The organism is Burkholderia sp. APQ4-4ca, from assembly GCF_057837105.1.
In genome coordinates this window covers 79,409-93,085 of the sequence record NZ_JBYQCG010000220.1, presented here as the reverse complement: position 1 = coordinate 93,085, position 13,677 = coordinate 79,409, and the positions used below count along the sequence as shown (strand labels likewise).

Annotated in this window: 10 protein-coding genes and 1 pseudogene; 2 read left to right on the top strand and 9 right to left on the bottom strand. The window is 66.9% G+C overall.

The window, feature by feature from the left end:
* Nucleotides 1-113: 113 nt before the first annotated feature.
* Both AC3IFE_RS24080 and AC3IFE_RS24075 read right to left on the bottom strand, forming a co-directional pair.
* Nucleotides 114-593 carry a PaaI family thioesterase gene (locus AC3IFE_RS24080; RefSeq protein ID WP_489192443.1) on the bottom strand — a complete coding sequence of 160 codons (480 nt, stop codon included), beginning with the start codon at nucleotides 591-593 and terminating at the stop codon, nucleotides 114-116.
* Nucleotides 590-904 carry a Dabb family protein gene (locus tag AC3IFE_RS24075; protein ID WP_012328683.1) on the bottom strand — a complete coding sequence of 105 codons (315 nt, stop codon included), beginning with the start codon at nucleotides 902-904 and terminating at the stop codon, nucleotides 590-592. Before AC3IFE_RS24075 ends, AC3IFE_RS24080 begins: the two co-directional genes overlap by 4 nt.
* Here AC3IFE_RS24075 and AC3IFE_RS24070 point away from each other — a divergent pair.
* A complete protein-coding gene (locus AC3IFE_RS24070) occupies nucleotides 885-1,388 on the top strand; it encodes an Arm DNA-binding domain-containing protein (protein ID WP_489192440.1) in 504 nt (167 codons plus the stop codon). The genes AC3IFE_RS24075 and AC3IFE_RS24070 overlap by 20 nt on opposite strands.
* Here AC3IFE_RS24070 and AC3IFE_RS24065 read toward each other — a convergent pair.
* Both AC3IFE_RS24065 and AC3IFE_RS24060 read right to left on the bottom strand, forming a co-directional pair.
* Nucleotides 1,334-2,812, bottom strand: coding sequence for a sensor domain-containing diguanylate cyclase (locus tag AC3IFE_RS24065; protein WP_489192438.1), 1,479 nt, complete (start codon nucleotides 2,810-2,812; stop codon nucleotides 1,334-1,336). The genes AC3IFE_RS24070 and AC3IFE_RS24065 overlap by 55 nt on opposite strands.
* Before the next feature lie 178 nt (nucleotides 2,813-2,990).
* Nucleotides 2,991-3,263 (bottom strand): annotated as a pseudogene (locus AC3IFE_RS24060) (IS3 family transposase); the annotation flags it as partial.
* Nucleotides 3,264-3,861: 598 nt separating this feature from the next.
* Between AC3IFE_RS24060 and AC3IFE_RS24055 the strand changes: the two are divergent.
* Entirely contained in the window at nucleotides 3,862-6,003 is a 2,142-nt protein-coding gene (locus AC3IFE_RS24055; RefSeq protein ID WP_489192436.1) for a glucosidase family protein, read from the top strand.
* 103 nt (nucleotides 6,004-6,106) lie between these two features.
* On the opposite strand, the gene AC3IFE_RS24050 is transcribed toward AC3IFE_RS24055, so the two are convergent.
* The 5 genes from AC3IFE_RS24050 to AC3IFE_RS24030 form a co-directional block, all read right to left on the bottom strand.
* Complete coding sequence (locus AC3IFE_RS24050) at nucleotides 6,107-7,507, bottom strand: sensor domain-containing diguanylate cyclase (RefSeq protein WP_489192434.1); 1,401 nt, start codon at nucleotides 7,505-7,507, stop codon at nucleotides 6,107-6,109.
* Between the two features lie 262 nt (nucleotides 7,508-7,769).
* The gene (locus AC3IFE_RS24045) at nucleotides 7,770-8,948 is read right to left on the bottom strand and encodes an acetyl-CoA C-acyltransferase (RefSeq protein ID WP_489192432.1); all 1,179 of its coding nucleotides are present in this window, start codon (nucleotides 8,946-8,948) and stop codon (nucleotides 7,770-7,772) included.
* Nucleotides 8,949-8,987: 39 nt separating this feature from the next.
* Entirely contained in the window at nucleotides 8,988-9,620 is a 633-nt protein-coding gene (gene pncA / locus AC3IFE_RS24040) for a bifunctional nicotinamidase/pyrazinamidase (protein WP_023475610.1), read from the bottom strand.
* A gap of 46 nt (nucleotides 9,621-9,666) precedes the next feature.
* Nucleotides 9,667-11,751, bottom strand: a complete 2,085-nt coding sequence (locus AC3IFE_RS24035) for a 3-hydroxyacyl-CoA dehydrogenase NAD-binding domain-containing protein (RefSeq protein WP_489192430.1) — start codon at nucleotides 11,749-11,751, stop codon at nucleotides 9,667-9,669.
* Between the two features lie 217 nt (nucleotides 11,752-11,968).
* Nucleotides 11,969-13,612: a 3-(methylthio)propionyl-CoA ligase gene (locus AC3IFE_RS24030; RefSeq protein ID WP_489192428.1), complete on the bottom strand. Its 1,644-nt coding sequence runs from the start codon at nucleotides 13,610-13,612 to the stop codon at nucleotides 11,969-11,971.
* Nucleotides 13,613-13,677: the final 65 nt, after the last annotated feature.

Genomic DNA, 13,677 nt, shown 5'->3' with positions numbered 1-13,677 from the left:
TGCCACGCGAAGGCCGGGCCGGCGTGCGCGCAGCGCCGTGTGCCGGCATTCCGCGCCGCCAAAACGAAACGGCCCTGTCGCATCGAAGAGACAGGGCCGTGCGGGGCGGATGCTTACGCGTCGCTCGGGCCGGGGTGGGCGTCCGGCGCCGTGCGCGAGCGTTGCCGCTTGATGTCGCGGCCGACCGCGAGCCGCCGCATGTACTTGAACGTACCGAGCGCCTTCGCGACGAAATTGCCGTCGCTGTCGCGGACTTCGCCTTCGCAGTAGGCCATCGTCGTCGAGCGGTGCATCACGCGCCCGTAAGCGCGCAGCTCGCCGCGGCCCGGCTGCATGAAGTTCATCTTCATCTCGACCGTGACGACGCCGATGCCATCGTCGGTCAGGCTGCGCGCCGCCATCGCGAGCGCGATATCGGCGAGCGTCATCGTCACGCCGCCGTGCGCGATGCTCCACGTGTTCATGTGGCGCTCCTCGAGCGACAGCACGATCTCGCTCGCACCGTCCTTCGCGGACACGAGCTGAACGCCGAGCAGATCGACGAACGGGCTTTCGATCGACGGGCCTTCCGCCGGGGTTGCCGCGTCGCTCATCGGGCAACGTCGACGATGTAGTCGACACACTCGCGCGATTCGGCCACCGCGACGACGAACTTCTTCACTTCCTGGTGAACCGGATGCACCTGGTACGCGTCGAGCGCGGCCTTGTCGGTGAAATCGGAGACGAGCACGATGTCGGCGGTCGCGTCGAGGCCAGGGGTCGCCAGGCCGACGTCGATCTGTAACGTGCCCGGCACGAGGTCGCGGCAGCCTTCGAGCTTTTCCTTCAGCTTCAGCGCGTTCTGCGCGCGCGTGGCACCTTCCGCCGATTCCTTCAACTTCCACATGACGATATGTCTGATCACTTCGTTCGCTCCTGTTCGTGTTGGTTCGGCGATTGGCCCGGAACCCTTGCCAGCGGGCACCTGGCGCCCGTCCGCCGTTCGCGCTCGTTCGCTCGAGATCTCGCCCGGTCGAAAAATGCGGGTATCAGTCGAAATCTTCACGGACGATACCCGCTTTTTCACCGTATCACTTACCGACATCGAGATCCGCCAAGCGAAGGCAGGCGACAAGCCTACCAAACTTACCGACGGCAATGGACGGTATCTGGCGGCGCATCCGTCAAGTTCGACGCGCTGGCGATCCCGATACAGGACGGCTCCGAAGGAGAACGTATTCGCGATCGGCGAATACGCGACGGTCAGTCCGCAAGACGCTTGCGAATCCGCGCGCAAACAGCTTCGGTCACCGCCAACATGCATCCGACGAGCGGCGCAATGCAGCTCTCTCCGTCACTCCCCCCGCTGCAGCGCGGCAACCTTGTTCCGCCCGGTCGCCTTCGCGTAGTACAGCGCCTCGTCAGCGGCCTTGATCACCGCATCCGGCTGCCCTTCCTGATCCGGCATCCAGCACGCCAGGCCAATGCTCGCCGTCACACGTCCGTATTCGCTGCCCGCGTGCTCGAGGGCCAACGCATCGATCGACGCACGGATCCGCTCGGCAATCTGCGCCGCTCCGTTCTGCGGCGTGTCAGGAAGCAGCACGACGAACTCCTCTCCGCCATAACGAGCCGCCGTATCGGCCGGCCGGCGAATATTGTCGCCGATGCACCGCGCGACCGCCGCCAACGCATCGTCCCCGGCCTGATGACCGTACGTGTCGTTGTAAGCCTTGAACCGGTCCACGTCCACGAACAGCAGCGAGAAGACGGAATGCGCACGTCGCGCGCGGCGCCACTCCTGGTCCAGTACCTCGCCAAAGCTGCGGCGATTGTTCAGGCCGGTGAGACCATCCGTCCGGGCGAGCAGCACGAGTTCCGACTCGGCCCGCATACGGCGCCGTAGCTGCGAACCGAGCAGCAGGGACAGCGCGATGAACGCCGCCCCGAACGTCGCGACCAATCCGCCGATCTTGATCGCACGTTGCCGCCATGCGGCGTATATGTCCTGCTCGGCCTCTGCCACCATGACGATCAGCGGCAGTTTCGGCAAATGCTTGAAGTAGTACAGGCGGCGCACGCCGTCGATCGACGATGTTTCGGAGAAGGTGCCCTCTCGCGCGGTCTGGAACCGCCGGAACGTCGCGGCTTTGCTGATGTCGCGGCCGATAGTATGCACATCGTACGGCTGCCGCATCACCATCTTGCCGTCTTCGCCGATCAGCGAAATCGAGCCATGCTTGCCAAGCGAAAGCCCGACGAAGAGTTGATGGAAATAATCAAGATTGACCGCGATAACGACGATGCCGCCAAACGATCCATCGGGGTTCGAAATCCGCCGCGTGAGCGCGATACTGAGCTTTCCTCCACGCAAACGGGAGACGAACGGGTCACTGATATAGAGTCCGACGTTCGGATTGTCGCGGTGGACTGTGAAGTATCGGCGATCGGCGAAATTGCCCTTGCGCGGCTCGTCGTAGCCTGAATCCAGAACGATATTGCCGCCTGCATCCATCACGAGCATCGAACCGAGAAATTCCGCGGTCATCGCGTGATCGAACAGCACCGACCGGCGCAGAGCGGGCGCAGCGTCCATCACATCGCGGCGCTGCAACCCATGGATGACCGCTTGCAAAGACAGGTCGTACAACTCGATATTGCGTTCGATGTCGCGTTCGGCGATCAGTCCGAGGTTGCGTGACGTTTCCTTTGCCCGCTCCATCGCGTCGTCGCGGCTCTGCAAGAGTTGCAGCACGCATAGCGCCACGAGCGCGCATGCGATCACGGAAGCAATCGCCACGATGATGTAAGGGGCAGTCTTACGGGGATGCATGTGTCTCCTCGCCGCGAATGCGCGCCGCTCCCGTCGAGCGCGGATTGCTCATACTAAATCAGTTGGGCCAGTATTCGCGCCCAGCGCGAACGGAAAGGCTCAGCCGCGGGCGATTATAAATACCCGGCACGAAAAACTGCCCGCTCGTAGCGGGCTTCTGCCTCCTGACACACCCGTTCACGCGCCGCTCCAGCGCGCTTCGATCCCGCGCGATCGACTCGTGACGGTAGACCGTACGGGACGGTTGCAACAACGCGCAACCCCTGTCGCCGGCTTGCGCCGAAACGCTGCTTCGAGTCCGTGATCCGTTCATGGCGCCGGGAGCGCGTCAGCGTTTTTTGATGGCACCTCCTGCAACATGACCGTGTCCGACGACAAATCGGCCACGAACGAGCCCCTCGAGCTTCGCCCTCTCGTCCTCGTGCCGCTTCAGCCGGCGAAGCGTCGACGGCGGTGATGCGGCGTCGTGCGGGCATGCGCGGGAACGCGGATTGCCGAGCGGCGTTCCGGAACGGTTGCAGCGCACGTCGGCCGGTCACGACACCGACCGACACAATGCGGCGATTCGTTTCCCGTCCGGCATCAATCGCCGGTGCGATAGAGTATTGCCGATCGTTTTTCAACCGATACATTAATCCGCCCGATTGAATCGCATATTTTACCGACGTATCGAGTAATAATTGCAACCGGTTTTCGATTCAATATTGGAAAACAAAAACATTATTGACTTCGACTTTCCCGTAAATTTAGAATCGCCTACGACGGCTTACGTATCGTTTTCCTCGCCGCTCCGGATTCGCCACTCACCTGTGCGAAGGTCCGTCGCATAGACCTTCTGCGACGCATCGACGCGCGCCCCTGTCGCTTTCAGCTTTCGGCATTTATCGGCCACCGGTTATTTGCCAACCCATTTTCCTTTCAAATAAACGCAACGCCCCATTCATTCCAGTCATTCTCGACAGTGAATGCAAAGCAGCACCCAACGGACCCAAGATCCGCCGATTAGATATCCAGATAAAAAATCGCCAGTCATCAGGAGGGACATCAACATGCATCGCCTTGCGAAGTCGCTGTGTCTCGGGCTCGTCTGCGCCGGCCTGCTGTCGGCCTGCAACGACGACGACGTCCAGTCGACCACCCCGCCGTCGAACACCGCCGCGTTGTCGTTCCGCATGGATACCGGCGGCCAGATCAACGCGTTCTACCGGCAGGACAAGGTCGCCGCGCACCTGCTGGTGCGCTCGTCGACGAAACCGCGCCTGCTCGTGGTCTTCCCCGCCGGCAACAGCGGCACCGGGCTGTGGTTCGACGACACCGCGCAGCCGGTGAGCTGGAGCCTCGACACGCCGCCGTCCGCGCTGTCGGCGCCGGACCCACACGGCCGCCCGCTGTACGGGATCGGTGCCGACGTGTCGGTCGACACCGCTACGCTGACGATCCGCCAGGGCGTGCTCAGCAACGTGCGCTTCCTGCGCGACTTCAACGGCGGCGCGACGATTCCGCAGCAGATCCTCACCGCGCCGACGGTGCAGGGCAGCACCGCGCAATGGCAACGCGACCGACTCGACGGCGCGCCCGGCTATGCGCTGCGCATCACGCTGCGCGACGGCGGAAGCATCGCGCCGGCAGCGGGCGGCAAGCTCGTGCTGAACGCGCCGGCGGGCTCGCATACGCTGAAGCTGCACATCGATGCGCTGACGGGCGAGACACCGCTGTCGCCGATCACGCACGCCGACCTGTTCGCCCCGTCCGTGAATCCCGACCCGGTCAGCCAGAACGTGCTCGAATTCCTGAGCTTCAACGACAAGCTGCTGGCCGGCTCGTGGCAGTACGACACGTACTTCGGCCGCGATACGCTGATCTCGGTCCGCATGCTGATGCCCGTACTCGAACCGGCCGCGATCGAGGCCGGGCTGTCGTCGGTGCTGAGCCGCCTGTCGGCCGACGGCAAGGTCGCGCACGAGGAAGGCATCGGCGAATTCGCGCTGGTCGACAACCAGAAGAACGGGCGGCCGAACGACGCGACACCGACCTACGACTACAAGATGATCGACAGCGACTACCTGCTCGCGCCGATCGCGGCCGCGTGGCTGATCGACGATACGCGCGGCCAGGCGCGTGCGGCCGCGTATCTGGCGCAGCGCGGCAGCGACGGGCAGACCAACGGCAGCCGCCTCGTCGTCAATCTGCTGCACGTCGCGACGACCGCGCAGCCGTTCGCGCAGCAGCCGTCGGTCGCCAACCTGATTCACCTGCGGCCCGGCGAAATCGTCGGCAACTGGCGCGACAGTACCGACGGCCTCGGCGGCGGCGTGTACCCGTACGACGTGAACGCGGTGCTCGTGCCGGCCGCGCTGCGCGCGGCGAACGCGTTCCTCGCCCGCGGGCTGCTCGATCCCTATCTCGATGCCGGGCAGCGCGCGACGCTCGCCAACACCGCGAACGAAGCGGCCACGTGGGAAACGCAGGCGCCGCCGCTGTTCCAGGTCAGCGTGCCGGCCGCGCAGGCGGCCACCGACGTGTCGGCCTATGCGCCGTCCGCCGGGGTGCCGGCCGGCGCCGCGCCCAACGCGCCGCTGGCCTTCTACGCGCTGTCGCTCGACCAGCAGGGCAACCCGATCCCGGTGATGAATTCGGACGGCGGCTTCGCGCTGCTGTTCGGCACGCCGCCGGACGATCAGCTCCAGCGGATCGTCGCCGACGTCACGCGGCCGTTCCCGACCGGGCTCGTGACCGATGTCGGGATGCTGATCGCGAACCCCGCATATGCGAATCCGTCGCTGTGGCCGAAATTCACGAGTTCCGCGTATCACGGCACGGTGATCTGGTCGTGGCAGCAGGCGATGTGGGTGGCCGGGCTCGATCGGCAACTGGCGCGCCAGGATTTGTCGGCCGCGACACGCACGCTGCTCGCGCAGGCGCGGCAGACGATCTGGCAGGTGATCTCGAACGGACGCGACATGCGCACGTCGGAAATGTGGACGTGGTCCTACGTGAACGGCAAGTACCAGACCGACGCATTCGGCACGCGCAGCGCCGATGCAACCGAAGCCAACGCGGCGCAGCTCTGGAGTACGACGTATCTCGCGATCCGCGATCCGCAGCAGCGCGCGGGCAAGTACTGGTGGCAGGCGTCGCAGTCGATGCAGGACGGGCAGCCGAAGCAGGCGACGGCGGTGGCGACGCGCTAGCGCATCGCCGCGCGCATGCCGGCCGGGAGCGGCACCGGCACTCGCACCAGCCGGCAAAAGCCCCGGGGGCACGCCCGCCGCCGGGGCGTCGGCGAAAGGCGGATCATCGCGCCACCACGCGGTTGCGCCCTTCCCGCTTCGCCTGGTACAGCCGCTCGTCGACCGCCCGCAGCAGCGCATCGACCGTGCCGCCGTCGACGCCGTATTGCGCGACGCCGACGCTGACCGTCACCTGCACGCGCTTGAAGTCCAGCCCGAACGGCGCACTCGCGATCGACGAACGCACGCGCTCGGCCGTCATCCGCGCGCCTTCAAGCGGCATCTCGGGCAGGAGCGCCATGAATTCCTCGCCGCCGACCCGCGCGAGCGCGCCCGCCGGCCGGATCGCCTCGAGGCACTGGCGCACGACGCCGCGCAGCACCTCGTCGCCGATCTGGTGCCCGTACGCATCGTTGATGGTCTTGAAATCGTCGAGATCGAGCGCGAGCAGGCAGAACGGCGTGCCGTCGCGCTCGGCCCGCACGATTTCGCGCTCGACCTGCGCGATGAACTGACGGCGGTTCGACGCGCCCGTCATCGGGTCGGTCGCGGCCATGTACTCGAGTTTCTGGTTCGTGCGCCGCAACTCCTGCAGCGCGCTTTCGGTACGCGCCATCGATTCCGACAGCCGGCTCATCAGGTCTTCCTGGCTGTAGATCGCCGAGAACGAACGCGTCGTCTGCAGCGCCTGCACGACGCCGTAGCTCAGCAGGAAGAACCCGCCCGCGAAGATCGCGTGCGCGAGCCACCACATGTGATTCCACGGCTTGCCGAGGATGAACGCGAGCGACGACAGCGCGAACGCCATGATCGACATGCCGTAGATCACCATCAGCGGCGAGCGGATCCGCCGTGCGAGCAGCAGGCACACGTTCAGCAGCGAGAACACCAGCGCGCCGCCTTCCATCGACAGCCGCGTGCCGAGCGCCCCCGCGACCGGCGAATACGCGATGTACGCGACCGCCACGTTGACGATCAGGAAGAACACGATCCACGGCAGCCACGTCCGCACGCTCGTGCGCTTGTCGAGCCGGTCGGGCGGACGCGAATACGACAGCAGCCCCGTGAGCAGCAGGGCCGACATCACGAACCGCGACGCGGGCCCGTACAGCAGGAACAGCCAGATATTGTGGTGCGCCATCCCGGTGAACGCGCCGTGCAGCGCGTAGATCATCGCGAAGCCGAGAAAGCCGAGCGTCAGCCAGCGCAGCAGCGGCTCGCCGGACGACCGGTAACACACCCACGTCACGTAGGTGACGAACGCGCCTTCGATCGTCGCCGCCGCGATCGCGATTTCATGGAAGGCGTGGTTCTCGAACACGACGCTCCGGTCGCTGAAGAACCACAGATAGGCAATCAGATAGGCCGGCAGCAACGCGAATCCGACCAGCAGGCATTTCGCGTAGAGCCTGGCGGCCGCGCTGACGACGCGCGGCGGTTCCCCGGCTGCATAGGTCGTACCCATTCGGTCCCCGGTCGGTCTGCTGCGTTGGTTCGAATCTTCGCGGCCCGGATCGCGCGACGCATGATCCGGCCCATCGTGCCGAAAGGCAAATGTCAGAGCAAGTATAGGAGGGGGAATTCGTTTGACAAGTCAGGGGAAACGGCACTGCCGGGCGCATGCCCTTTGCTTCCTGATCGTCGCGAATGGCGCGTCCACCGCGCCGATTCGCCGCGGCGGCGCGCGGTCACGCCGAAGCGCAACCGCGGCGGCCGCCGTTCAAAGATCAGAGGATTTCGAACAGGCCGGCCGCGCCCTGCCCGCCGCCGATGCACATCGTGACGACCACGTACTTCACGCCGCGCCGCTTGCCCTCGATCAGCGCATGGCCGGCCAGGCGCGCGCCCGACACGCCGTACGGATGGCCGACCGCGATCGCGCCGCCGTTCACGTTCAGGCGGTCCTCAGGAATCCCGAGCGTGTCGCGGCAGTACAGCACCTGCACCGCGAATGCCTCGTTCAGCTCCCACAGGCCGATGTCGTCGACTGTCAGCCCGGCCTGCTTCAGCAGCTTGGGCACGGCGAACACCGGGCCGATGCCCATTTCGTCCGGTTCGCAGCCGGCCACCGCGAAGCCGCGGAACGCGCCCAGCGGCTGCAGCCCTTCGCGCTGCGCGGCCTCGGCGCTCATCACGACGCATGCCGACGCGCCGTCCGAGAACTGGCTCGCATTGCCCGCGGTGATCACGCCGCCCGGCACGGCCGAACGGATCTTCGATACGCCTTCGAGCGTCGTGTCGGGGCGGATGCCTTCGTCGGCCGAGACCGTCACTTCCTGCGTGAACAGGCGGCCCGTCGCCTTGTCGGCGATGCCCGCGAGCACGGTGATCGGCACGATCTCGTCGCGGAAACGCCCGGCTTCCTGCGCGGCCGCGGCACGCAATTGCGACTGCACGCCGTACGCGTCCTGCCGCTCCTTCGAGATCCCGTAGCGCTTCGCGACGTTCTCGGCGGTCTGCAGCATGTTCCAGTAGATCTCGGGCTTGTGCTGGACGAGCCAGCCTTCCTGGACCATGTGCCGATTCATCTCGTTCTGCACGCACGAGATCGACTCGACGCCGCCGGCCACATAGATCTCGCCTTCGCCCGCGATGATCCGCTGCGCGGCCAGCGCGATGGTCTGCAACCCCGACGAGCAGAAACGGTTCACCGTCATGCCCGGCACGCTCACCGGCAACCCGGCGCGCAGCGCGATCTGCCGCGCGATGTTCGCGCCGGTCGCGCCTTCGGGGTTCGCGCAGCCCATGATCACGTCCTCGACGCGCGCCGGGTCGAGCTTCGCGCGTTCGAGCGCGGCCGCGACCACGTGGCCGCCGAGCGTCGCGCCGTGCGTCATGTTGAAGGCGCCGCGCCAGGATTTCGCGAGCGGCGTGCGTGCGGTCGATACGATTACGGCTTCGGTCATGCGAGTCTCCTTCGGTCCTGCTTCATGTTGGGGTCCGCGCTACGCCGCCGGGCGTGCGCCCGCGGACGTCGCATGCACGACGCCCGCTGCCTGCATCTGCTGCCACGCGTGCGCGAGCGACCCGTTCAGGTCGATCGCCCGGCATGCATCGTTGATCACCGCGGCTTCGAAGCCGGCCGCGCGCGCATCGAGCGCCGACCACGCGACGCAATAGTCGGTCGCGAGCCCGCAGCACCACACGCGCTTCGCGCCGAGTTCGCGCAGATAGCCCGCGAGCCCCGTGCGCGTCGTGCGGTCGGCTTCGACGAACGCGGAATAGCTGTCGACCTGCGCGTCGCCGCCCTTGCGGATCACGAGCCGCGCGTGCGGGATGTCGAGGTCGCGATGCAGCGCCGCGCCGTCGGTGTCCTGCACGCAGTGCACGGGCCACAGCACCTGCTCGCCATACGGCAGCGCCAGCGTCGAGAACGGCTCGCGGCCCGGGTGGTTCGCCGCGAACGACACGTGCTCGCGCGGGTGCCAGTCCTGCGTGAGCACGACCTGGTCGAAGCGTTGCGCGAGCGCGTTGATCACCGGCACGACCGCATCGCCGTCCGGCACCGCGAGCGCGCCGCCGGGCATGAAGTCGTATTGCACGTCGATCACGAGCAGGACGTCGTCGGTGCGTTTCATTGCGTCTCTCCAGACAGAGGATCGGTCGCGCCGCGATGCGGCCGCGTCAGCCGTTGAACCCGCGGCCGGCCTTCGCCAGTTCCGCGATCGACGGCGCGAGCTGCCAGGCGTCGCCGTTCGGCGCGGCCGCATAGCGGCGAATCGCGCGCTCGACGTTGTAGAGGCCGACCATGTCCGCGTACAGCATCGGGCCGCCGCGCCACAGCGGGAAGCCATAGCCGGTCAGGTACACCATGTCGATGTCGGACGCCTTCGACGCGATCTTCTCCTCGAGGATCTTCGCGCCTTCGTTGACGAGCGCGAACACCAGCCGCTCGACGATTTCGTCGTCGCCGATCTTGCGCCGCTCGACGCCGCGCTCCTTCGAATACGCGACGACCATCTCGTCGACGAGCGACGACGGCTTCGCCTTGCGGTCGCCCGGCACGTAGTCGTACCAGCCGGCGCCCGTCTTCTGGCCGAAGCGGCCCTGTTCGCACAGGCGGTCGGCGATCTTCGAATAGTGCAGGTCGGGCTGCTCGACGTAGCGGCGCTTGCGGATCGCCCGGCCGATGTCGTTGCCGGCGAGGTCGCTCATCCGGAACGGCCCCATCGCGAAGCCGAACTTCTCGATCGCGCGATCGACCTGCGCGGGCAGCGCGCCTTCCTCCAGCATGAACAGCGCCTGGCGGATGTACTGCTCGATCATCCGGTTGCCGATGAAGCCGTCGCACACGCCCGACACGACCGCCGTCTTGCGGATCTTCTTCGCCACCGCCATCACGGTCGCGAGCACGTCCTTCGCGGTCTGCGCGCCGCGCACGACCTCGAGCAGCTTCATCACGTTCGCCGGGCTGAAGAAGTGCATGCCGACCACGTCCTGCGGACGCTTCGTGAACGCCGCGATCTTGTCGACGTCGAGCGTCGACGTGTTCGACGCGAGGATCGCGCCCGGCTTCGCGACTTCGTCGAGCTGGCGGAACACCTGCTCCTTCACGCCGAGTTCCTCGAACACCGCTTCGACGATCAGGTCGGCGTCCTTCAGGTCGTCGTAGGACAGCGTCGGCGTGATCAGCGCGATGCGCGCGTCGAGCTTCTCCTGCGTGAGCTTGCCCTTCTTCACCTGCGCGTCGTAGTTCTTGCGGATCGTCGCGAGGCCGCGCTCGAGCGCGTCCTGCTTCGTCTCGAGCAGCGTGACGGGCAGCCCCGCGTTGATGAAGTTCATCGCGATCCCGCCGCCCATCGTGCCCGCGCCGATCACGCCGACCCGGCGGATCTCGCGCAGCGGCGTGTCGGCCGGCACGTCGGGGATCTTGCTCGCCGCGCGCTCGCCGAAGAACGCATGGCGCAGCGCGCGACTTTCCGGCGTCATCATCAGCGCGACGAAACCGTCGCGTTCCGCAACGCTGCCCTTGTCGAAGCCGTTCAGCACGCCGGCCTCGATCGCGTCGATGCACTTGTGCGGCGCGGGGAAATTCGGCGCGGCGGCCCGCGCGGAATTGCGCGCGAACTGGATGAAGCCCGCCACGTTCTCGTGGACGATCTTGCGATCGCGCACGCGCGGATGTGGCCCCTTCTGCGCGCCGACCTTGCGTGCGAACGCGACGGCCGCGTCGAGCAGGTCGCCGTCGGCCATTTCGTCGAACAGCTCGCTCTTCGCGAGCTGCTCCGACGGCACCGGCGCGCCCGACACGATCATGTTCAGCGCGGTTTCGAGTCCGGCCGCGCGCGGCAGGCGCTGCGTGCCGCCCGCGCCCGGCAGCAGCCCGAGCTTCACCTCGGGCAGCGCGACTTGCGCGCCGGGCGCGGCGACCCGGTAGTGCGCGCCGAGCGCGAGCTCCAGCCCGCCGCCCATCACGACGCTGTGCAGCGCCGCGACGACCGGCTTCGCGCTCGCCTCCACCGCGCGGATCACGGTGTGCAGCGTCGGCTCCTGCAGCGCTTTCGGCGTATTGAATTCGGTGATGTCGGCGCCGCCCGAGAACGCGCGGCCCGCGCCGGTCAGCACGATGGCCGTGACCGACGGATCCTGCGCGGCGCGATCGAGCGCGTCCATGACACCCTGGCGGGTCGACAGGCCGAGCCCGTTGACGGGCGGATTGTTGAGCGTGATGACGGCCACGCCGTCGCGAGTCGAGTAATCCACTGCCATCTGCCTGCCTCCATGCATCGCGCGCCGGATTGGCTGCGCTTCATTGTGCGCGGTCGAACGGCCGCATGTCCGAATGAACGCAGGCAGCATACAACGGAAAAGCACGATCGTTCAATTTGAATTTCGCTCCCGATCCGGGGACGGATCGGGCGGCCGGCAGTGGGCGACCGGCGGCGGGCGACCGGCTCGCGGGCCGGCGGCAGCCCGGGCATGGGGCTTACGGCGCGCACACCGCCGTCGGCAACACGTAATCGCGGAACGTCTCGCGCAGCTTCAGCTTCTGCAGCTTGCCGGTCGCGGTGTGCGGCAGCGACTCGACGAACACGACGTCGTCGGGAATCCACCATTTGGCGACCTTGCCCTCGTAGAACGCGAGCAGCGCGTCGCGGCTCAGGTTCGCGCCTTCGCGCGGCACCACGACGAGCAGCGGCCGCTCGGTCCATTTCGGGTGCGCGCACGCGATGCACGCAGCTTCGGCCACCCCGGGGTGCGCGATCGCGACGTTCTCGATGTCGATCGAGCTGATCCACTCGCCGCCCGACTTGATCACGTCCTTGCTGCGATCGGTGATCTGCAGGAAGCCGTCGGGGTCGATCGTCGCGACGTCGCCGGTCGGGAACCAGCCGTCCGACAGCGGCGACGCCTCGCCGCGAAAGTAGTGATCGATCACCCACGGCCCACGCACCTGCAGTTCGCCGAACGCGACGCCGTCCCACGGCAGCTCGCGGCCGTCCTCGCCGACGATCCGCATGTCGACGCCGCAGATTACGCGCCCCTGCTTCTCGAGCAGCCGGCGCTGCGCGTCGAGCGGCCGCTGCGACTGCGCCCAGTTGAGCTTCGCGAGCGTGCCGAGCGGCGACAGTTCGGTCATCCCCCACGCATGGATCACGCGCACGCCGTATTCGTCCTCGAACGTGCGCAGCATCGCGGGCGGGCACGCGGAGCCGCCGATCACCGTGCGGTTCAGCGTCGAGAAACGCACGCCGGCCTCGCGCATGTAATTCAGCAGGCCGAGCCACACGGTCGGCACGCCCGCGGAAAACGTCACGCGCTCGGCTTCCATCAGTTCGTACAGCGATTTCCCGTCGAGATCCTTGCCGGGCAGCACGAGCTTGCCGCCGGTGAGCGGCACCGCGTACGGCAGCCCCCACGCGTTGACGTGGAACATCGGCACGACGGGCAGCACGGCGTCCATCGCGGACAGGTTCATCGCATCGGGCAACGCGGCGCCGTATGCATGCAGCACGGTCGAGCGATGCGAGTAGAGCACGCCTTTCGGGTTGCCGGTCGTGCCCGACGTGTAGCAGAGCCCCGACGCCTGCTGCTCGTCGAGGCGCGGCCAGTCGTAGCGGCCGTCCTCGGCTTCGACGAGCGTTTCGTAGCAGAGGAACGGCGTCGCGCCGGACGGCAGGTGCGCGGCGTCCGTCATCGCGATCCAGCCCTTCACGTGCGGGCATTGCGGCGCGATCGCATCGACGAGCGGCGCGAAATTGATGTCGAAGAAGACGTAGCGGTCTTCCGCGTGATTGACGATGTACGCGATCTGCTCGGGAAACAGGCGCGGGTTGATCGTGTGGCACACGGCGCCCATCCCGCCGATCCCGTAATACGCTTCCAGATGCCGGTAGCCGTTCCACGCCAGCGTGCCGACGCGCTCGCCGGTTTCGACGCCGAGCCGCGCGAGCGCCTGCGCGAGTTGCTTCGCGCGGCGCTCGCAATCGCGGTACGTGTAGCGATGCAGGTCGCCTTCCACGCGCTTCGACACGATTTCCGTGTCGCCCGCGTGCCGCGCGGCATGCGCGATCAGCGACGACACCAGCAACGGCACATCCATCATCTGGCCCAGCAACGGCTTACCCATCGTCTTGTTCTCCGTGAGGATGCGAATCGGTGACCAGCCTGGCGGCCGTTTCCCTCCGGAAGCCG

Excerpts from the sequence above, each read along its gene's own strand:
- AC3IFE_RS24080 (WP_489192443.1), bottom strand. The coding sequence starts at position 593 with ATGAGCGACGCGGCAACCCCGGCGGAAGGCCCGTCGATCGAAAGCCCG.
- AC3IFE_RS24070 (WP_489192440.1), top strand. The coding sequence starts at position 885 with ATGACGATATGTCTGATCACTTCGTTCGCTCCTGTTCGTGTTGGTTCG.
- AC3IFE_RS24065 (WP_489192438.1), bottom strand. The coding sequence starts at position 2,812 with ATGCATCCCCGTAAGACTGCCCCTTACATCATCGTGGCGATTGCTTCC.
- AC3IFE_RS24055 (WP_489192436.1), top strand. The coding sequence starts at position 3,862 with ATGCATCGCCTTGCGAAGTCGCTGTGTCTCGGGCTCGTCTGCGCCGGC.
- AC3IFE_RS24050 (WP_489192434.1), bottom strand. The coding sequence starts at position 7,507 with ATGGGTACGACCTATGCAGCCGGGGAACCGCCGCGCGTCGTCAGCGCG.
- AC3IFE_RS24045 (WP_489192432.1), bottom strand. The coding sequence starts at position 8,948 with ATGACCGAAGCCGTAATCGTATCGACCGCACGCACGCCGCTCGCGAAA.
- pncA (WP_023475610.1), bottom strand. The coding sequence starts at position 9,620 with ATGAAACGCACCGACGACGTCCTGCTCGTGATCGACGTGCAATACGAC.
- AC3IFE_RS24035 (WP_489192430.1), bottom strand. The coding sequence starts at position 11,751 with ATGGCAGTGGATTACTCGACTCGCGACGGCGTGGCCGTCATCACGCTC.
- AC3IFE_RS24030 (WP_489192428.1), bottom strand. The coding sequence starts at position 13,612 with ATGGGTAAGCCGTTGCTGGGCCAGATGATGGATGTGCCGTTGCTGGTG.